The 19514-nt window shown below is 72.6% G+C and carries 15 protein-coding genes; 7 read left to right on the top strand and 8 right to left on the bottom strand.

Annotated elements, in window-relative coordinates; genetic code table 11:
- From IE326_RS04125 to eccE, 5 genes are all read right to left on the bottom strand, one after another.
- Window positions 1–1869 (bottom strand): ABC transporter substrate-binding protein, encoded by a 1869-nt coding sequence (locus IE326_RS04125; RefSeq protein ID WP_150233175.1) that lies wholly within the window; start codon window positions 1867–1869, stop codon window positions 1–3.
- Between the two features lie 198 nt (window positions 1870–2067).
- Window positions 2068–5241 carry an SCO5717 family growth-regulating ATPase gene (locus IE326_RS04120; RefSeq protein ID WP_229915198.1) on the bottom strand — a complete coding sequence of 1058 codons (3174 nt, stop codon included), beginning with the start codon at window positions 5239–5241 and terminating at the stop codon, window positions 2068–2070.
- A gap of 480 nt (window positions 5242–5721) precedes the next feature.
- Window positions 5722–5955: a DUF397 domain-containing protein gene (locus IE326_RS04115; RefSeq protein ID WP_150232167.1), complete on the bottom strand. Its 234-nt coding sequence runs from the start codon at window positions 5953–5955 to the stop codon at window positions 5722–5724.
- 179 nt (window positions 5956–6134) lie between these two features.
- On the bottom strand, window positions 6135–6854 hold the full coding sequence (locus IE326_RS04110) for a hypothetical protein (protein ID WP_150232169.1): 720 nt from the start codon (window positions 6852–6854) through the stop codon (window positions 6135–6137).
- Complete coding sequence (gene eccE / locus IE326_RS04105) at window positions 6851–8212, bottom strand: type VII secretion protein EccE (protein WP_190040850.1); 1362 nt, start codon at window positions 8210–8212, stop codon at window positions 6851–6853. Before eccE ends, IE326_RS04110 begins: the two co-directional genes overlap by 4 nt.
- 182 nt (window positions 8213–8394) lie before the next feature.
- On the opposite strand from eccE, the gene eccB reads away from it, so the two are divergent.
- The 7 genes from eccB to IE326_RS04070 all read left to right on the top strand — a co-directional run bounded on the left by eccB (window position 8395) and on the right by IE326_RS04070 (window position 15750).
- Window positions 8395–9918 (top strand): type VII secretion protein EccB, encoded by a 1524-nt coding sequence (gene eccB, locus IE326_RS04100; protein WP_190040849.1) that lies wholly within the window; start codon window positions 8395–8397, stop codon window positions 9916–9918.
- On the top strand, window positions 9915–11159 hold the full coding sequence (gene mycP, locus IE326_RS04095) for a type VII secretion-associated serine protease mycosin (protein ID WP_190040848.1): 1245 nt from the start codon (window positions 9915–9917) through the stop codon (window positions 11157–11159). Before eccB ends, mycP begins: the two co-directional genes overlap by 4 nt.
- 217 nt (window positions 11160–11376) lie before the next feature.
- Window positions 11377–11823 (top strand): DUF2563 family protein, encoded by a 447-nt coding sequence (locus IE326_RS04090; protein WP_190040847.1) that lies wholly within the window; start codon window positions 11377–11379, stop codon window positions 11821–11823.
- A gap of 6 nt (window positions 11824–11829) precedes the next feature.
- Window positions 11830–13599 (top strand): hypothetical protein, encoded by a 1770-nt coding sequence (locus tag IE326_RS04085; RefSeq protein WP_190040846.1) that lies wholly within the window; start codon window positions 11830–11832, stop codon window positions 13597–13599.
- Window positions 13600–13626: 27 nt separating this feature from the next.
- On the top strand, window positions 13627–14934 hold the full coding sequence (locus IE326_RS04080; protein WP_190040845.1) for a S8 family serine peptidase: 1308 nt from the start codon (window positions 13627–13629) through the stop codon (window positions 14932–14934).
- Window positions 14935–15028: 94 nt separating this feature from the next.
- Window positions 15029–15391, top strand: coding sequence for a WXG100 family type VII secretion target (locus tag IE326_RS04075; protein ID WP_030754010.1), 363 nt, complete (start codon window positions 15029–15031; stop codon window positions 15389–15391).
- Window positions 15392–15453: 62 nt separating this feature from the next.
- Complete coding sequence (locus tag IE326_RS04070; RefSeq protein WP_030754007.1) at window positions 15454–15750, top strand: WXG100 family type VII secretion target; 297 nt, start codon at window positions 15454–15456, stop codon at window positions 15748–15750.
- A 152-nt stretch (window positions 15751–15902) separates the two neighbouring features.
- On the opposite strand, the gene IE326_RS04065 is transcribed toward IE326_RS04070, so the two are convergent.
- From IE326_RS04065 to IE326_RS04055, 3 genes are all read right to left on the bottom strand, one after another.
- A complete protein-coding gene (locus IE326_RS04065) occupies window positions 15903–16451 on the bottom strand; it encodes a hypothetical protein (RefSeq protein WP_190040844.1) in 549 nt (182 codons plus the stop codon).
- Between the two features lie 67 nt (window positions 16452–16518).
- Window positions 16519–18786 (bottom strand): DUF6571 family protein, encoded by a 2268-nt coding sequence (locus IE326_RS04060; RefSeq protein ID WP_190040843.1) that lies wholly within the window; start codon window positions 18784–18786, stop codon window positions 16519–16521.
- A 73-nt stretch (window positions 18787–18859) separates the two neighbouring features.
- Complete coding sequence (locus tag IE326_RS04055) at window positions 18860–19357, bottom strand: hypothetical protein (protein ID WP_150232184.1); 498 nt, start codon at window positions 19355–19357, stop codon at window positions 18860–18862.
- Window positions 19358–19514 lie beyond the last annotated feature (157 nt).

Genomic DNA, 19514 nt, shown 5'->3' with positions numbered 1-19514 from the left:
CTACTCGCGGTCGTCGGCGGTGGCGCGCCGGCGGGTCCGGAGGAGGAGCAGTCCGCCGGCGACGACGACCACGGCCGCCCCGACGCCGATCGCGACGCCGGCCGCGGAGGAGCCGGAGCCGTCCCCGGACCCGGCCGCGGAGGCGGCGGGCACGGCCGACCACCACGACCAGTAGCCGTCCTGCCCCCACAGGTTGCCGGCGGCCTCGGGCATGGTGGTGATCGACGCGATCCGGTCGGTGCGGTACGCCTCCAGGGCGTTCGGGTAGGCCATGACGTTCATGTACCCCGTGTCGTACAGCCGGGACTGCATCCGCTTGACCAGATCCGCCCGCTTGGCGGTGTCGTACTCCACGGCCTGCCGCGCGTAGAGGGAGTCGAACTCCTCGTCGCAGATGAAGTTGTCGGTGGCGCCGGTGTCCTTCGGGGTGGCCGGGAGGGTGCCGCAGGTGTGGATGGACAGGACGTAGTCCGGGTCGGGGTTGACCGACCAGCCGTCGAAGGCGAGGTCGTAGTCGCCCTTGACCCACGGGTCGGAGACGCTGTCCAGGCACTCGACGGTCAGGCCGATGCCGAGCTCGCCCCACCACTCCTGGAGGTACTTGCCGACCGCCTTGTCGTTGGGGTCGGTGGCGTGGCAGAGGATCCGGAAGTTCAGCGGCCTGCCGTCCTTGCCGAGCCGCTTCCCGTCGCCGTTCTTCCGGTATCCGGCGTCGTCGAGGGTCTTCGCCGCGGCCGCCGGGTCGTAGCCCCGGCGCTGGGCGCCCTCGGGCTTCCAGAAGTAGGAGCCGAAGCGGGGCGGGAGGTAGCCCTCGCCCTCGACGGCGTGCCCCTGGAAGACCTTGTCGACGAGGGTGGCGCGGTCGACGGCGAGGAAGAGGGCCTTGCGCACGGCCGGGTCGAGGAGGGCCGGGTGGCCGTTGCCGAAGGTCCTGCCGTCCTTGGCGCGGGCGCCCGGGTTGGTGGCGAGCGCGTAGAAGCGGCGCCCGGGGGCGTCGTTGACCTTGATGTCCTTCTGCGTCTTCAGCGCCGCCGCCTGGGCGGGCGTCAGGTTCGGGACGAAGGACACCTCGCCCTTCTGGAGGGCGGCGACGGCCGCGTCCCCGTCCTTGTAGTACTTGAAGACCAGCTCGTCGAACTTGGGGGCGCCCCGCCAGAACGTCTTGTTCGGCTTCAGCTTGATGTACTGGTCGACCTTGAAGTCCGTGATGACGAAGGGGCCGTTGCCGACGATCGGGAACTGCCGGTCGTTGTTGAACTTCGAGAAGTCGCCGACCTTCTCCCACACGTGCTTCGGCACGATCGGCACGTCGAGGGCGGTCATGGTCGCCTGCGGCTTCTTCAGCCGGATGACGAGGGTGCGCGCGTCGGGGGCGGTGACCTCGGCGAAGTTGGCCGTGAAGCTGCCGTTGGCGGTGGCCGCGTTCGGGTCGGTCATCATCTTGTTGAAGGTCCAGGCCGCGTCCTCGGCGGTGGCCGGCTTCCCGTCGGACCAGGTGGAGTCCTCGCGGATCCTGTACGTCCACGTCAGCTTGTCCGCCGAGGAGGACCACTCGGTCGCGAAGGCCGGGACGGTCCGGGCGTCCTTCGGGTCGTAGTTGGTGAGGTACTCGTACGCCAGCCGGTGGATGCTGGTCGAGGTGAGCTTCTGGGCCAGGAACGGGCTCAGCGAGTCGATGCTCTGCGAGACGGCCACCGTGAGCGTCGTGCCGCCGGACTTCCCGTCCTCGGCGGCGGCCGCCGGGGCGGCGGTCGCGGTGGCGGCGGGGAGGGCCGTGAGCGAGGCGGTGGTGAGACCGGCGGCGAGCAGCAGCCGGGCGGCCCGGCGGGGCCGGCCGGAGCGTGGGCGGGCGGGAACCTTCGTGACCATGACCATGGGACGTGACCTCGCGTCGGGGGCTGTCGTGGAGTCGTGGATCTTGGGCTGACGTCAAGTGAAGCGAAGATGTATCAGCGGTGGTCTGCCGTCGTCAACGATGACTCAAACCCCGTGTGGGCTGCGGGAATGCAATGAGGCCCCGTACCGGTGAACCGGTACGGGGCCTCATTGGTCTACTCCTGTGCCGCCTTACTGCTGAGGGGCTGGCGGCGCCTGCGGGGGAGCCTGCGGCGGCGCCTGCGGAGGCAGCGGCTGCCCGAACGGCTGACCCGCGGTCGGCGGCTGCCCGTACGGCTGCGGGGGCTGACCCGGCTGGCCGGAAGTCGCCGCCGGCGGAGGGGGCTGCTGCCCGTACGGCTGTCCGGGATATCCGCCTTGCCCCGGCATCGGCTCCCCGGGCTGCCCCGGGACGGACGGCTGCCCGGCGTACGGCTGTCCGGGCGCGGGCGGAGCGCCGTACGGCTGCCCCGGCATCGGCTGACCGGGCTGCGGCTGTCCCGGCTGGGGGTACGGCTGCGCCTGCGCCGGTGCCGGATACGGCTGGCCGGGCTGACCGGGGGCGTACTGCCCCGGGACGGGCGGCTGCCCGGGGTACGGCTGTCCGGGCGCGGGCGGAGCGCCGTACGGCTGCCCCGGCATCGGCTGGCCCGGCACCGGCTGCTCGGGCTGGGGCTGTCCCGCGTACGGCTGACCGGCGTACGGCTGGCCCGGCACCGGCTGTTCGGGGGCGTACTGGCCGGGCATCGGCGGGGCCATGTGCGGCGGGAGGCCGCCCTGGCCGTCGCCGGTCCACAGGCCCTGCGCCTGCTGGGCCCGCGCGAAGTCCTCCGCCACCATCGCCGAGAGGTCGAAGTACGCCTCCCGGGTCTTGGGCCGCATCATGTCGAGGTCCACCTCGGCACCGGCCGCCAGGTGCTCGTCGAAGGGCACCACGACCACCCCGCGGCACCGCGTCCGGAAGTGCTGCACGATGTCCTCGACCTTGATCATCTTGCCGGTCTCGCGGACCCCCGAGATGACCGTGATCGAGCGCTGCACCAGGTTCGCGTAGCCGTGCGCCGACAGCCAGTCCAGCGTCGTCGAGGCGCTGGAGGCGCCGTCCACGGACGGCGTGGAGATGATGATCAGCTGGTCGGCGAGGTCGAGCACCCCGCGCATGGCGCTGTACAGCAGGCCCGTGCCGGAGTCGGTGAGGATCACCGGGTACTGCTTGCCCAGGACGTCTATCGCCCGCCGGTAGTCCTCGTCGTTGAAGGTGGTCGAGACGGCCGGGTCCACGTCGTTGGCGATGATCTCCAGGCCGGACGGGGCCTGCGAGGTGAACCGGCGGATGTCCATGTACGAGTTGAGGTACGGGATCGCCTGCACCAGGTCGCGGATGGTCGCCCCGGTCTCGCGCCGCACCCGGCGGCCGAGCGTGCCGGCGTCCGGGTTGGCGTCGATCGCCAGGATCTTGTCCTGCCGCTCGGTGGCCAGGGTCGCGCCGAGCGCGGTCGTCGTCGTGGTCTTGCCCACGCCGCCCTTGAGGGAGATGACCGCGATCCGGTAGCAGGAGAGGACGGGCGTGCGGATCAGGTCCAGCTTCCGCTGCCGCTCCTGCTCCTCCTTCTTGCCGCCCAGCTTGAACCGGGAGGCCGCGCCCGGGTTCCGGCTCGACTTCGCCTTCTGCTTGTTGTTGCGCAGCAGCCGGTCGGAGGAGAGCTCGACGGCCGCCGTGTACCCGAGCGGGGCGCCCGGCACGGACCGCTCGCGCTGGTCGTGGGTCACCGTCTGCGGCCAGGCCGCCCCGGTCCGCGGGTCTACGCCGCCCGGCGGGTACCCGTACCCCTCCGGACCCTGCGGCGGCAGCTCGCCGGGCGCGCCGGGCCCCTGCGGGTAGCCGTAGGCGCCCTGGGCCTGCGGCGGCGGACCGGGGGTGCCGGGGGCGGGCGGCTGGGGCTGAGGCGCCTGGGGGGCCTGCGGCTGTCCCGGGTGCGGATAGCCGTACCCGGCCTGGGCGGCGGCGGGCGGCGGCGGATAGCCGTACCCGGCGGGCGCGTCCGGCGCCGGGGCCTGCGGCGGCAGCCCGGGAGCGGGAACGCCCGGACCCGCCTGCGGGTAGCCGTAACCCCCCTGCGGCGGTACGGGGGCGGGGGCGCCGGCCCCCGGCTGCCCCGGCCACTGCGGCGCGGGCTGGGCGGCGGGCGCGGGCTGCGCGGGCCGGGCGGCCTGCGGCACCGGCTGGGCCTCGGGGGAGGCGGCCGGGAAGTTCGGCGGGAGCGGCGGCAGCGCACCGGGGAAACCGGCGGCCGGAACGCCCTCGGCGGGGAGGGGCGCGGCGGCGGGGACGGGGGCCGCGGCGGGGGCGGCGTCGGCGAGGGGGGCCTCGGGCGCGGACCCGGCTTCGGCTCCGGCTCCGGCTTCGGCCTCGGTCCCGTCCTCGGGCTCGTCCCCGCGGGCTTCGGTGCCGCGGTCCTCGGCCTCGCCCGCGGCTTCCGACGGCTCGTCGTCCTCGGGGCCGGCGCCGGCGTCGGCACCGGCCTCGTTCTCGGGCCGGGTGTCGTTCTCGGGCCGGCCGTCGGCCTCGGGCCGATCGTCGGTCTCGGTCCGGGTTCCGGCCCCGGCCTCCGCCCCGACCTCGGCCGTGACGGCCCCGTCCTGGTCGCCGTCCGCCTCGGCCCCGGCCTCGGGGGCGGCGGTCGCGCGCGGGTCGGCGGGCGCGGCGGTCTCCGCCGGGTGCTCCGGCTCCGGCGTCCGCTCCGTCTGCGGCTCCGTCACCGTCCGGGTCTCCGCGGGGGCGTCGGCGCGGACCAGGCCCGCCGCCTCGGGGGAGCCCGGGAGGGGGGCGGCCGGCTGCGCGGCCGGCGCGGCCGCGTCCGGGTGCAGCGCGGCGGGGTTGAAGCGCATGGTGGCGCCGCTCTCCAGGTCCCCGCCGCCGAAGGGCGCCGGGGGAGCGGGCACCGGGGCCGGGCCCTGAGCGGGTGCCGGGTGGGCGGGCGGCCCGACGGGCACGCCCGGAGCGCCGGGGACGCCGCCCCCGGGGCCGTACGTCCCGTACGCGCCCGGCGGCGGGACCTGGCCCGGCAGCGGGCCCGGCGCCTGGCCGGGGAACTGCCCGGGGACCGGCGCGGGCGGCGGCGGGGTGTGCGTCCAGCCGGGCTGCTGGAAGCCGGCCGGCGGAGCCCCGGGCACCTGGACCGGCGCGCCCGTCGGAGGCGGGGGAGTGACACCGACACCCTCCGGACCGCCCGGCGCGCTCTGCGTGTACCAGGCGGGAGGGGTGTAGTCGATGGTGAACTCACCCGTCATCTCGGCGGGATCCGCGTCGGACTCGTCGGCGGGCACGTCCCAGCCCCCGCGGATGTCGTCGCGATCGCCGTTCACTTTGCCTCCTGGTGTGGTCGAGCACCCTCGTGCCGTCGTGCGTCGGGGCCACCGTTCACTGCCGAGCGGGCCGGCTCTCCCCTCGGGCCCGGCGAACCCTCCGAGGGATCCTCCGCCGCGCCCCCACCCACCCTAAACGTCCGCAACGCCACCGCGGCAGGCCCGTCCTCCCCGGGTGACGCCGGTGCGGCGGAGCGTGAGGAGCGACGCGGACCAAAACCGTACGAGACCGTCGAATCCATCGGTGATTCCGGTGAAACCCCGTGAAACGACGGCAATTCGCCCACGGTCCCCCACGGCGCCGCACCCCCCGCTCCGTCCCGGTCTCCCGTCCACCGTCCCGTCCACCGTCCCGTCCACCGTCCCGTCCGGCGTTCTGCCCGGTGGGCGGGACGGCGAACCGGCGGCCGCGTCCCCCGTTTCCGGGAGCGCGACCGCCGGTCCGAGACGGTCTTCGCCGGGCCGCGGCGGGCCGGGCGCTCAGCGCAGGTCGAACTCCCCGTCCCGCGCGCCGAGCACGAACGCCCGCCACTCCGCCTCCGTGTAGCGCAGCACCGTGGCGTGGTCCAGCGAGGAGCGCATGGCGACGGCCCCGCCCGGAAGGTGGGCGATCTCGACGCGCTCCTCGTCCGGGCTCGTGCCGGGGGCGCCGATCCACTCGACGTCCGAGATGTCGAGGGCGTACAACTCGTCCTTCTCCTGCGCGCTCCCCATGGGAGTTCCTTTCGTTCACGGCCTGTCGGCGGACCATGTGTCCCGTGGCACGGGCCAGTTGACCGGCTTCCCCCGCGCCACCTGGAGAAATACTAGGGATTCCGCCCGGCGCGCGGGGCGCCTTCGGCGGATCGGGGCGGGAGGGGGCCGAGGTTCCGGTTCCCGTACGGGCCCGGACCTCAGTCCATGCGGCGGGCCGCGCCCAGCAGGCCCGACTCCGCGTCCGTGGCGTTCGTGAGGACCCAGTGCCGCTCCGCGCCGGAGCACCACAGCGTCACCCCGTCGCCGAGCGTCGGCAGCGCGTCGACCTCGTGCGGGGTGAGGCCCAGGATCCGGCCCGTCTGCTGCGCCTCCTGGGGCGAGACCCGCTGGACGCCGACGAGAGTCGCCGCGCGCATCAGCCGCGGGGCGACCGGGCTCAGGTACGGCAGCAGGGTCAGCACGGACTGCCACGGCGAGGAGACGACCCGCCCGCGCGGCGGCCGCATGCCGCAGTCCCGCACCACCACGACCGGACTGCCCACGGTCGCGCCCAGCGGCGGCACCCGGCCCACGTCGTGGAGCGTGATGCACTCCAGGCCCGCGCCCGCCGCCTGCGCCAGACCCACCCACGCGTGGGGACGCCCGGTCTCCACCACGACCCGGGACCCGGTCGCGGCCGCCCGCAGCGCCAGGACCTGCGCCGTCCACAGGCCGCCGATCAGCAGGACGTCGTACGCCGTCGAGCGGTGGAAGCCCACCAGCTGCGGCCGGCCCTCCGAGTCCTCGCCGATCACCACGCCGTCGTCGCCCACCGGCAGGGAGAGCGCGCCGAGCTCGGCCACCGGGACCGTGTGCCCCGCGTGCCGCGGACCGATCAGCCCGCGCAGCCCCTTCACCGCTCCACCACTTCCCCTCATCGCGTGCCCCCGAGCGGCATCGTCGCGAGCACGCCCGGCAGCTGCTCGCGGTCCAGGCGCAGCAGGCCGACCTTCCCGGCGCGCGCCGCCTGCTCCAGCGTCCGCCGCACCCGCACCAGTTCGTTGTCCGAGCCGCCGGTGATCCGCACGTGCCCGCCGATCTCCATCGCGCCCTGACGCGTCCCGCGCCGGACGGTGAGGCTGAACGTCGTCGCGTACGCGGGCACCGACGTCAGCAGCGAGACCAGCCGCGGCAGCGGAGCCGCACCCCGGCCGAGCTCGGGCCAGCGCCCGATCGCGTACGTGGTGTGCCAGCGGTCGTCGCACCGCCAGACCCGGGAGGTCTCGGCCGTCCGCCGCTGCGGCGCCGCACCCGGACGGCCCGCCCGGGCGGCGGCGTGCGGACTCGTGCAGGCCGCCGTCGCGATCGTCGAGTTGACTTCTTCCTGGTCCAGGACGACCGCCTGGAAACCCGCGCCGGTGATCCGGCTCGCCAGGTGGTCCGCGACCCGGACCAGGCACCGCTGCGCCCCCTCCAGGCCGCCGCCGCGCGCCGCGACCGCCTCCCTGCACCGCTCGGGGTCCAGCTTCACCGCCACCCAGGTCAGCCGCAGGGCCGGGGCACCCGTCCGCTCCTGGAGGGGGGTGTACGAGAGCCGGGCCACGGACTGCTGGGGGAGGTGCGGCGCCGGCGCCGGGCGCACCTGCTGCACCAGCTGCACCGACTCGGCCACGATGTCGTCGACCTCCAGGGCGTCGCCGAGGAGCGCCAGCGGGAAGGCACGCGCGCCGAACACCGGCCGCAGCGCCGCGCCGCTCGCCTCGACGCGCAGCACCGCCGTCAGGAACGAGCCGTCGCCCAGCATGCCCACGGTCCGGTGGTTCCGGTCCACGTACGGATGCGCGCCGAAGCCCCGCACGCTCTCCGTCACCGGCGCGAGGGCGGGGTCCGAGTCCGGCGCGGCCGGCTCCGTGTCGCGGCGGCGGCCCCGCAGCGCGAGCGCCGTCCCCGTCCAGTCCTGCACGGCCTGGCCCCGGCGGCGTATCACCGCGAGGAGGATCAGGACACCGGCCGCGACACAGGTGGGGACGAGCCAGAGGCCGCCCAGCACGAAGCCCACGGCCACCAGCGCCAGCGCCGACTCCACGAGCACCAGCTGACGGAGCTGGACCGGGCCGATCCGGCCGGTGCGCGACAGCGGACGGAGCGTCGTCGTCGCGGGGACGGCCCGCGGGGCCGCCGGAGAGGCGGGACCCGAACGGTCCTCACGCCGGCCGTTGCTGCGTTGCCGTCGGGAAGATCCCGGCGTCCGTCCGCCGGTCCGCCGCCCGTCGCGCGCACGCGTCGCCGTACCCATCGCCGCGTTGCCCCCTCGTGTCCGTAATAGCCGAATTCCTCTGGGCGTTGAACCGGGCGATCACCCTACCTGAGCGGTGAGACACGGGTGCCGCCAGGCATAGTAGGGGCCTGCGGGACACCGGACGGACCCGCCGAGTGTGGCAACCTGGTCGGCCGGCGGGGAGAGGGACGACACAACCGATGGCATCACGACGCGACGAGCTGAACGCCTACACCTTCGCGAAGCGGAGATTGGTCGCGCAGTTCGTGCAGCCGAATCCGAGCGGCTCAGAGGAAGGCGCGCCGCGCCCGCTGCGCGCGGTCGTCCCCGGGGCCGTCGTCGCCGTCGTCGTCCTCGCCGTCTTCGGCGCGTGGGGCATGTTCAAGCCCGTCGCCCCCAAGGACTGGGACAAGCCCGGCGAGAACGTCATCATCGCCAGCAAGTCGACCACCCGCTACGTGGTCCTCAAGACCGGCGACAAGACCCAGCTCCACCCCGTCCTCAACATGTCGTCGGCGAAGCTCCTCCTCGACCCCGCCAAGGGCAAGGTCATCAACGTCGCCGAATCCGTCCTCGACAGCGGCAAGATCCCGCACGGCGCCACCCTCGGCATCCCCTACGCCCCCGACCGCCTCCCCGACCCCAAGGAGGCCGGCGCCGCCAAGCGGTGGGCCGTCTGCGAGCGCCCCGGCGAGGGCGGCCGGGCCATCCAGAAGGCCGCCTTCGTCCTCGCCGCCCGCGAGGAGGCGAGGACCGACGGCCCCGAACGCCTCACCGGCGGCCAGCTGCTGTACGTCGAGGGCCCCGACCGCACCCGCTACGTGGTCGACGCGCAGGGGACCGCGTACCCCGTCGACAAGGACGAACTGCTGCTGCGCCAGCTCGTCGGCCAGGGCCGCGCCGCCCAGCGCGTCTCCGAGGCATGGCTGAACACCCTCCACAAGGGCGAGACCATCACCTTCCCCACCCTTCCCGGACGGCCCGGCGCCCCCTCCGACGCCGACGGCCTGCCCGCCGCCGTCGACAAGGTCGGCATGGTGCTCTCCGCCACCGACGGCACCGACCGGCAGATGTACGTCGTCCTCCAGGACCGGGTCGCCCCCGTCTCCGACTTCGTGGCCAAACTCCTCCTCAACAGCCGCCAGCTCGTCTCCCTCGGCCAGGCCGGACAGGCCACCAAGGCCAGCGGCGGCGCCTTCCAGCCCGGCGCCGCCTTCGGCCAGGACAAGAAGTGGCCCCAGGCCGCACCGGTCCCCGTCAACGACGCCGCCACCACCGGGGGCAGCCGCAACACCGTCTGCAACGTGCTGCGCGCCGTCGACGCCGACAACGGCCGCACCACCCTGAGCACCTGGGCGGGCAAGGACTTCCCCGCCACCCTGCCCACCGGCTCCAGCAGCGCCTACGTCACCCCCGGATCGGGCCAGCTCTTCCGCCAGTTCAAGGGCTCCACCACCAGCAGCGGCTTCCTCTTCCTCGTCACCGACACCGGCCTGCGCTACGCCATGCAGTCCAACGGCGACACCACCACCGACGACTCCGGCATCGGCTCCTCCGGCTCGGAGGAGGAGAAGCAGGCCCGCCAGGCCGAGGCCCAGCAGGCCCAGAACCGCCTCGGCTACAAGGACGTCACCCCGCTGCCCGTCCCCGCCGAGTGGTCCACCTTCCTGCCCACCGGCCCCCGCCTCTCCACCGGCGGCGCCCGCCAGCCGCAGGGCTCATGAGGACCCCGCAGCGCCCGTCCGGGCGCCTGTCCGCCGTCCTCGCCGCCGCGACCCTCTGCTCCCTCGGCCTGCCGCTCTCCACGGCGGCGGCCGACGACGGCCAGTGCACCTTCCCCGACAAGCCGTACGAGGGCCGCCCCTGGTCGCTCCAGCGCGTGCAGCTCGACGAACTCTGGGCGCAGTCCACGGGCAAGGGCGTCCGCGTCGCCGTCATCGACACCGGCGTCGACGTGAAGAACCCGCAACTGGCCAGGGCCGTCGACACGAAGAGCGGGATCAACCTCCTCCCGAAGAACGCCAAGGACGCCAACGGCTACAAGCTGAAGCGAGGCAAGGAGGACGGCACCACCGACACCGTCGGCCACGGCACCAAGGTCGCCGGCATCATCGCCGCCCGCCCCGCCAAGGGCACCGGCTTCGTCGGCCTGGCACCGGACGCCACCATCATCCCCGTCCAGCAGAACGACGCCGACGGCCACGGCACCGCGGAGACCCTCGCGACGGCGATCCGGCACGCCATCGCCAAGAAGGCGGACGTCATCAACATCTCCCAGGACACCGCCGACGCCGTGAAGCCCACCCCGCTCCTGGAACAGGCCGTCAAGGCCGCCCTGGAGGCGGAGATCGTCGTCGTCGCCTCGGCCGGCAACGACGGCCTGGGCGGCAACGTCAAGCCCACCTACCCCGCCTCCTACGAAGGCGTCCTCGCCGTCGCCGCCGCCGACCGCAACAACGAACGCGCCGCGTTCTCCCAGTCCGGCGACTTCGTCGGCGTCGCCGCCCCCGGCGTCGACATGGTCTCCACCGTCCCCGGCGGCGGCCACTGCGCCGACAACGGCACCAGCTTCTCCGCCCCGTACGTCGCCGGCCTCGCCGCCCTCGTCAAGGCCAAGCACGGCGACTGGACGCAGGAGCAGATCGTCGCCCAGATCCAGCAGACCGCCGAACGCTCCGTCGCCGGCCACGACCGCCTCGTCGGCTGGGGCGTCGTCGACCCCGTCCGCGCCCTCACCGAGGACGACAAGCCCATCGAGAAACCCGTCGCCCACGAGGGCCTCACCCGCGCCGAGGCCCCGACCCCGGCCGCCCTCCCCCTCGGCGAGACCCCCGAACAGCGCGCCGCCCGCCTGGCGACCTACGTCGTCGTCAGCGGCGGCGTCCTGGTGGCCGCGATCTCCGGCACCGCGGTGGCCCTGCGCGACCACCGCAGACGGGTACGCACGACGGCCAAGGCCCGGTGACCATTGCAGACGCACACGGCTGATAGCGTCGAACGGCGGAAACGAACTGTAGAAGTCTCGTGACGAACAAGAGACTTGGGGCTGTCATACGCAGTCACTAGAGTGGTGGACGCGCGGTCGGTGGACGGCGAGTCGCCACGATCGCAATGCAGGGCAGCAGGAGCAAACGGGGAGGATTGGCTCGTGTCTCACGTGACGCGTGACGGGGGTGGCCGAAGTGAGTGACCTCGAGACCGGCGTAGGCGCGCTGAAGAAGTTCCGTGACCGGGTCGACGGCGTCATCAAGGACCTGGAGGCCGGCGCCGGAGGCGCCTCGTCGCTGAACCAGAAGCGCGTGACGCGCGGATCGCTCGGCACCGGCATCGCCTTCGCCGAGGCGGACGGCTTCTTCACGGAGTACGAGCGGATCCACGGCTCGCTCGTGGCCCTTTCGAAGTCCCTCAGCGGCCAGATCGAACTCCTCCAGATCGGCGTCCACGCGGCCGACGTCGGCTACGCCAACGTGGAGGACGACCAGCGGCGCAGGTTCCACGAGATCCAGGCGCGGCTGGACAAGGAGCGCGACCAGGCGATCCAGCGCGAGAAGCTGGCGCGGACCGAGCAGCCCGAGCAGCCCGCGTCGCAGCGCGGAGACGCCCAGCACGGCACGACGGACATGGGGTGACGACCGATGAGTGACGAGAAGAACCCGGCCGCGGACCCGAACCTGACGCCGCAGGAGCAGGCCCAGGCGAAGGACACGGCCGACATCCAGGCCACCTACGGGATGACGAACGTCCTGGAGAACCTGGACGAGATCCTGCCCTTCGGCCTCGGTCCCAAGGGCAGCGTCTTCGGCTCGACGTCCTTCGACGGCCATCGGCTCAACGCGATGCTCGACCTCCTCGACAGCGCCAACCCTGCCGACCTGGAACAGGCCGGCGAGGCCCTGGAGAAGGCGACGAAGTCCCTCAACGAGGCCGCGAAGGAGCTGCACAGCTTCGTCGGCAGCGTCGACTGGAAGGGCGAGGCCGCCACCGAGTTCCAGCGCTACGGCTCCGAAGTCGTCACCTACGCCTGGGACATCGGCAAGGTCGCCAACGCGGCCGGCGCCCAGATGAAGGTCGCCAGCACCGGCCTGGCGTCGGTCCGCAGCGCCGCCCCGCCGCGCGACACCCGTGCCGTCCAGAAGAAGCCCTCGGAATTCACCGAACTGGAGAAGACCGAGAAGAAAGAGGAGTACGAGAAGGCCGTCCGGGTCGAGAAGGACCGCCAGGAGGCCATCAACCAGATGAACCGCCTGGCCTCGTTCTACGCGGTGTCGCAGAGCACCCTGGCGGGACAGCAGATGCCGAAGCCGCCGGAGTCGTACAAGGCGGCGGTGCCGCCGCCGTCCGGCCGGCGGGGAATGGACGAAGGCTCGTCGGGAGGCTCGGGTTCGAGCACGTCTCGTGGCGGCAGCCTGTCGAGCGAGTCCTCCGGACCCGTCAGCGCCGCCGAGGGCCGCACCACCCAGCCGATGCCCCGCACCGGCGACCAGCTCGACGGTTCGCGGCCGGTCGAGGAGCGACCGTCGGACACCCGGGTCCAGATCGACACGGTGGCCACGCCTCCGGCGCCGACGCTCCCGAACAACGCGCCGCCGTCGATGCCGACCCCGACGACGCCCAACCAGACCGGGCCGACACCGGCTCCGCCGTTCACGCTCGGCACCCCGCCGAGCGCCGGAGGCCCCAAGACCACCACCGGGCCGCGCACCGCCACCGGCCGTACGGCCCTGGGCCGTTCCACCGGCCCCACCACCTCCACGGCGACCGGCCGCTCCACCGGCGGCCCCCGCAGCACCCCGGCGATGGGCCGCGCGGGCAACCCCACGAGCACCCCCGCCACGGGCCGCTCCGGAGGTCCGGCGAACTCCCCCGCCATGGGACGCTCGGGCAACCCGGCGAGCTCCCCGGCGACGGGCCGCTCCAACGGCCCCATGGGCCGCGCCGGCGGACCGGCCACCGCCCAGTCCGCCCAGGCCGGACGCGCCACCCCGCAGACCGGCCGCCCCGGCGGCCCGGCGCAGTCTGCCGCAGGCCGCACGGCCCGGACCAACCCCATCGTCGGCGGCACGCAGCAGCGCGCCACCTCCGGGAACACCGGATCGCGGATCCCCCGGGGCACCGTCGTCGGCGGCGAGACCCCGGCCGCCGGTCGCACGGCCGGGGCGCGCCCCAGCCAGGCCGGAGTGGTCGGCGCCAACAACGGCAAGGGCCCCCAGCGCCCCGCGGGCCGTGGCACCCCCAGCTCCCACGGGGTGGTCGGCAGTCCGCGTGGCATGGCCGGCCGGGGGAACCAGCGTCCGGACCGTGATGAAGAGGACCGCGAGCGCTCCTCGCGCCCCGACTACCTCACGGAAGACGAAGAGACCTGGACGAACCGTCGGCGCGGCGCCGTGCCGCCGGTGATCGACTAACCCCCCCCGGAAGGCTCGGAAGTCAGGATGACGGCACGAATGATCGAGAGCGGCAGGCTTCGGCGGGCGCTGCTCGGCGCCATGGCGCTGACGACGGTCCTCGCCGGGGTCGCTCCGGCGGCGGTCGCCGCCGACGCACGGTCGCAGCAGTGGTACCTGGGGCCCATGCACGTCGAGGAGATCTGGAAGAAGGCGACAGGCAAGGGCATCACGGTCGCCGTCATCGACAGTGGTGTCGACCCGGACACCCCTTCTCTCAAGGGCAAGGTCCTCAAGGGCTGGGACGCCGCCGAGGCCAAGGGCGACGAGACGGACGACTACACCGGCCACGGAACGTCCATCGCCGAGATCATCGTCGGATCCGGAGCGGGCGGAGGCATCCAGGGGCTCGCCCCGGACGCCAAGGTGATTCCGTATCGGGTGAGCGACACCGAGCTCCAGAACCAGCAGGCCGTCAACGCCTTCGACATGGAGCAGGCGATCAAGGCCGCCGCCGACAGTGACGCGCGGATCATCAACATCTCCTGGGGAAACGAGTACTACAACTCCGCCATCCGGAAGGCCGTCAAGTACGCTCAGGACAAGGGCAAGCTGGTCTTCGCCGCCGCTGGCAACGATGCGAAGAAGGGGAACAGCCAGGACAGTTACCCGGCTGCCTACCCGGAAGCGATCGCTGTCGCTGCCACCGGCCGGGACGGCAAGGTGGGCGATTACTCCCAGCACGGCGATTTCGTGGACATCGCCGCGCCGGGCAGCGAGATCCCCAACTGGTGCGACGAGAAGCTCCAGAGCTATTGCGTGAGCAGCGGCACCAGTTTTGCCACGGCCCTCGCCTCCGCCTCCGCCGCCCTCGTCTGGTCCGCGCACCCCGACTGGACCGGCAACCAGGTCCTCAGAGCCATGCTCGAGTCTGCGGGCCGAGGCGAGGACTGGAAGCCGGGCACGGTCAGCAACTACCTGGGCTACGGCGTCATCCGCCCCAACGCCCACATCACCCGCGGCCTCGGCAAGCCCGGCGACCCGAACATCAACCCCCTGACCAAGGAGTCCACGGGCGGCGCCGCCACCGGCGGCGCGACCCCGTCGGCGGACCCGAGCGGCTCGGCGGCGGCGCCCTCCGAGGCCGGTTCGTCCGCCCCCTCCGCAACGACTTCGGCACAAGCCCCCGACGGCAAGCCGACCGACGGCACCGCTGTGGCAGGCTCCACCGAGAACGCGGCGAGCGCGGGGGAGGACGGCGGCGGCACGGGCCTCGTCATCGGCATTGCGGCCGCCGTCGTGGTCGTCCTCGCCGGCGCGGGCTTCGCGCTCGCGAGGCGCCGGCGCACCGCCTGACACCGGGCGGACCGCCCCCACCCACCGAACTGCGTCCGGGCCAACGCGCGGACGCGGCTTCCTCAATGAGAACCCGAGAAAGGGAGAGCGACACATGTCAGTCTTGAAGGTCGGCGATCAGAGTCTCAAGGAATTCCAGGACGAGCTCACCCGCAAGTTCGAGGACGTGAAGGGCCAGCTCCAGACCCTCCAGGGCGTCATCGACAGCCTCGAAGGCCGCTGGAAGGGCATCGGCGCCGGCGCGTTCGACGCCAAGCAGACCGAGATCAACAACGGCATGGTGCGCATCGCCAAGCTGATGCTGAACTTCCAGGAGGCCATCCAGGTCACCCGGACCACGTCCAGCAACACCGACGACGAGGTCGAGGCGGCCCTGCGCGGCGTCGACGTCACCGCGGGCTTCTCCGGCGACGCGGGCGCCGAGAAGGCGGCCCGTTCGGGCATCGCCGGCCTCTGACCCCCGGGTCGGAGCCACCGCACCACCCCACCTGAACGACACCACCGACACCCGGAGGGAACATGGCCGGCAACGACGGCATCATGCTTGTCACGTACGCCTCGCTCGACGACGCGGCGAACCAGATCGAGGCGCAGGCCAAGCGTCTGGACCAGGCTCTGGAGGACATCCAGACCCGCATCCGCTCGGTCTCCAGCACCTGGGAGGGCGAGGCGAAGACCGCCGCCGACGGCGCCCACGCCAAGTGGGACCAGGAGACCCGCGCGATCCACACCGCGCTCCAGGGCATCTCCAAGGCCGTCCGCCAGGCCGCCCCGGCCTACCAGGCGGGCGACAAGCGCGCCGCGGGCTTCTTCTAGGCCGAAGCCGCACGGCGCGAGCCGAACACACGGGGTGGGCGTGCACGGGAGGCGCCCACCCCGTCGCGTTCCCGGCGACGGACCGGCGCCGTCCGCCGCCCACCCCGTCGCGTTTCCGCCGGCGGACCGGTACCGTCCGCCGCCCGCACGCCCTACCTCTGGACGCACTCGGCCGAAGCCGACAACGCCTCCGCGTAACCCACCAGCAGGTTCTTCACCGCCTGGGCGTCCGACCTGCCCTCGTTGGAGACCATGACACGGGCGAAGAGTTCCGCCTCGCCCTTGCGGTGCTCGACGACCGGCTCGCAGACCACCCGGATGACACCGCCCCGGTCCGCGTAGACGTACCGGCCGTCCTCGCTCTCGTACGTGTCGTGCTTCACGTACGGGTTCTCGCGCGCGATCCTGCCCGGCTCGGTCCCGGTCTCCCGCCACTCCCAGTCGACCCCCAGGTCGGTGGTGCCGTCGACGACGACGTCGCAGCTCAGCGCGCCCTTCATGCCGGGGTGGCGTCGTTTCACCTCCAGCTTGTCGCCGCCCGCGGGCAGCAGGGGTGACAGCAGCGCGGCGGGGACCGGTGTGCCGCAGAGGGAGTCCGGCACCTGGAAGGCCCGCTTCTCCTCTTCCTTCGCCCCGGAGCACCCGGAGACGAGGAGGGCGAGCGCGAGGGCGGTCAGGGTTCGTGCCTTTGCGTGCTTCATCACGTGTTTTCTGGTCGGGGGCGGTGGGGCCGTGCCATGAAGCGGCACGGCCCCGAGAGGAGGAGCGTCAGCCGGGCTGGATCTCGGTCTCCAGATCGTCGGCCATGTGGCGCGTGTTGCTCGAGGCGTCGTTGTAGCCGTCGTCGTTGCCGGACTTGGCCCAGTCGGCCACCTGGTTCGCGTACGGGTGACCGTGGGCCTTTGCCGCCTCCTCCGCCGCGATCTGCGCCATCTCCACGTTCTTCTCCTTGCTGTCCTGCCAGAGGACGGCCGCGTCCTTGCCCGCGTCCTTCAGCACGTCCGTCTCGGACTGCTGGAAGATGTGCTCCAGCACCATGGAACTGACCGTGCCGGCGACACCGCTGGCCACCGCTCCGCCGACCGGGGTGGCGACGAAGCTGACGCCCACGCCGATGCCCGTACCGATCGCGCCGGACCAGGCGTTCTTCTGCTGGGCCACGCTGTCCGCGAAGTCCTTGGCCTCCTTGGCCGCCGGTCCGACGATCGCCTCCTGGCGGCCGACCGCCAGAGAGCCGCCGACCTCTGCCGACCGCCGCGAGATCTCCTCGATGGTGTCCTGCGGCGACTGCGGGTAGCGCAGCTCCTCCGGCGTGTTCGGGTTGAGGTGGTAGTCCATGAGGCTGCCCAGGTACGCGGCCTGGCCGACCTCGACGGCCGCGTTGGCCTTGGGGTCCTGGCCGAGGGTGACCAGGAGGCGGGTGACGTCCGAGTGCTCCAGGTCCGCCGCCGTGCCCGCGACGGGGAACAGCTTGTCGGTGTTGCCGCGGCTGTCGTCGGACATGGCCCGGTTGATGTCCGGGAGGTACTCGGAGGTGATCTGCCCGATGCTGTCCGACATGTAGCTGTACTTGGTCAGCCGCTCCGGGTCGTCGGAGACCGACGCGACGAGCTTCTGCATGAGCTCCGCCTGGTCCTTGTTGTGCGGCGGGGTCTCCTCCGTGGGCATCTGGCCGGCCGGGTGGCCGGTCGTCGCGGCCTCCAGCGCCATCGCGAGGTTGTTGCGGCCCTCGGTGCTGGTCTTGCCCTTGTCGTTCGAGTCCTGCGGCCAGTCGCGCTCTTCGAAGAGGTAGTCGAAGTTGGTCAGCGCGCGCTTCTCCTTCTTGCCGTCCTCCTCCTTGAAGTCGTGGTCCTCGTCCTTCGTGACGAAGTCGGAGTTGAAGAAGTCGGTGGCCGCGTCGGGGCTGTTCGACAGCGCCGCCAGGAAGCCGGTCATGGGGTCGGAACCGGAGTCGGTGCCGGTGCGGTTCAGGAGCGGATCGATGCCCATGTGCTGCCACATCATGGGGTTGTGCCGGCCGTTGTCCGTGGCCTTCTTCTCGGTGTCGATCAGCTTCGTGCCGTAGTCCTTGAGGAACTGGTCGTCGAAGTTGCCCCAGCGCATCAGGTTGCTCATCACCTGGAAGCCCTGGGTGGTGCCGCCCTTGCCGATCTGCTGGTCGCCCAGGTTGATCATGTCGTACTTCCAGCGCGACATCTCCGGCGAGTCCGCCTGGGTCGCGGAGGCGAGGACGAGGCTCAGGTTCTTCTGGAGGTCGTCGTACTGGTCGACCCGCTCGCTGCCCACCTTGTACGCGAGGCGGGGGTCGTTGAGCCCCTGCCAGAACTCCAGGGTCTGCTTGGGGCCGAGCGTGGTCGCGAAGTGCTCCGCGAAGATCGGGTCGCCGGAGTACTTCTTCAGCCCGGCGTTGAGCGCGTCGAAGTCCGCCGGGGTCAGGTCCTCGGTCTTCTTCTTGGCGAGCGCCGCCAGCTTCTCGGCCTCCTTGACGGCGTTCACCGCCGAGTCGCGGTCCTGGTACGCCGCGTCCGAGAAGCCGTGGTCCGTCAGGTCGACGAGGGCCTTCAGGGCCGTGGCGGCGCTGGTGTCGATCTCGGTGGCGGCCCTGACGATGCCGTCGAGCTCGTCGCGCAGCGCGTCGACGTCGCTCTGGCCGTTCGGGGCCTTCTTGTCGGGGTTCTCGCTGACCGTGAAGGACCCGCCGGACACGGTGACGGTGAGGTTCTTGCCCCGGCCGCGTTCTATCGCGTCCTTGAGCAGGCGCTGCTGCGCCTTCAGGTCGTCCCGGGTGTCCTGCATGATGTTCCGGATCGACGTGGCCTGGGTGACCGCGTCCCCGAACTCGCCTGCGGTCTTGCCCACGAACTCGCGCGAGATGACGGCGTTGTCGCCGGCCCAGTCGGCCGCCAGGGCCTTCTTGTGCAGGCCGTCGTTGGCGTCCTTCTTCAGGGCCTCCAGCTTGGTCAGCATGCTCGTCCAGTCGCCGACCGTGTCGTCGAGCGTCTTGAAGTTCGCCGAATGAAGCGCTTCGAAATCCATGGGTTGGTCCCCCTGCTCCCTGCTCCTGGTCCTCGGTCGTCGGCCTGCGGCCCGGGGCGCGCGGCCCCGGCCCTCAGTCCTTCTTCTTCGGGTCCGGCTTGTAGATCTCGTTGGGCTTGCCGGCCTTGGCCCAGTCGTCGTCGAAGCCGGAGTCGAGGGTCTGGATGCTGCTCACGTGCCGCTCGATGAAGATCTCGTCACCGGCGTGCGCGTTCTGCGTGAAGTCCATGTGGTTGGAGATCAGCGCACAGGCGTCCATGACCGACCCGAGCTGCTTGTCCCACCGCGTCGACACGTGCGAGAGCGCCCCGCCGAGCGCGAAGCCCTGCCCGCTGAGGTCGGACGCCGTCGTGTCCGTCGAGGTGACGCGCGCCTCCTTCCACAGCCGGTTGTACAGCTTGAACGCCTCGTCCCCGATGGCCGCCAGGTCCTGCTGGCTCACCTTCAGGAAGCCGCCCGAGGCACTGCCCGCGTTCGGCCGGTCCTCGGGAGGCAGCCCGTTCAGCTGCATCCGGGCCGAATCGCGTTCGGCCGCCGCGGACTTCAGCTGGTCCCACTCGTCCCATCCCATGGACGGCACCACTCCTTACGGTTCGATCTCATCCGATGCTGCTCTGTGCCGGCGGAAATCCCGTCCACCGGGGATCCCGTCCACCGGGGGATCCCATCCGCCCGGGATCCCATCCGCCCGGAATCCCGGGCGCCGAGAAAACGATTCACCGCGAGCC

The sequence above is a fragment of the Streptomyces filamentosus genome (assembly GCF_014654895.1).
GTDB classification, from domain to species: Bacteria; Actinomycetota; Actinomycetes; order Streptomycetales; family Streptomycetaceae; genus Streptomyces; species Streptomyces filamentosus.
Note: the sequence above shows the minus strand (reverse complement) of the source record. Positions and strands in the feature narration are given on the sequence as shown.

Coding starts and splice junctions, on each gene's coding strand:
- eccE (WP_190040850.1), bottom strand. CDS start 8,212: ATGGGTACGGCGACGCGTGCGCGCGACGGGCGGCGGACCGGCGGACGG.
- IE326_RS04080 (WP_190040845.1), top strand. CDS start 13,627: ATGACGGCACGAATGATCGAGAGCGGCAGGCTTCGGCGGGCGCTGCTC.
- eccB (WP_190040849.1), top strand. CDS start 8,395: ATGGCATCACGACGCGACGAGCTGAACGCCTACACCTTCGCGAAGCGG.
- IE326_RS04070 (WP_030754007.1), top strand. CDS start 15,454: ATGGCCGGCAACGACGGCATCATGCTTGTCACGTACGCCTCGCTCGAC.
- IE326_RS04075 (WP_030754010.1), top strand. CDS start 15,029: ATGTCAGTCTTGAAGGTCGGCGATCAGAGTCTCAAGGAATTCCAGGAC.
- IE326_RS04110 (WP_150232169.1), bottom strand. CDS start 6,854: ATGAGGGGAAGTGGTGGAGCGGTGAAGGGGCTGCGCGGGCTGATCGGT.
- IE326_RS04115 (WP_150232167.1), bottom strand. CDS start 5,955: ATGGGGAGCGCGCAGGAGAAGGACGAGTTGTACGCCCTCGACATCTCG.
- mycP (WP_190040848.1), top strand. CDS start 9,915: ATGAGGACCCCGCAGCGCCCGTCCGGGCGCCTGTCCGCCGTCCTCGCC.
- IE326_RS04055 (WP_150232184.1), bottom strand. CDS start 19,357: ATGGGATGGGACGAGTGGGACCAGCTGAAGTCCGCGGCGGCCGAACGC.
- IE326_RS04065 (WP_190040844.1), bottom strand. CDS start 16,451: ATGAAGCACGCAAAGGCACGAACCCTGACCGCCCTCGCGCTCGCCCTC.
- IE326_RS04085 (WP_190040846.1), top strand. CDS start 11,830: ATGAGTGACGAGAAGAACCCGGCCGCGGACCCGAACCTGACGCCGCAG.
- IE326_RS04060 (WP_190040843.1), bottom strand. CDS start 18,786: ATGGATTTCGAAGCGCTTCATTCGGCGAACTTCAAGACGCTCGACGAC.
- IE326_RS04125 (WP_150233175.1), bottom strand. CDS start 1,869: ATGGTCACGAAGGTTCCCGCCCGCCCACGCTCCGGCCGGCCCCGCCGG.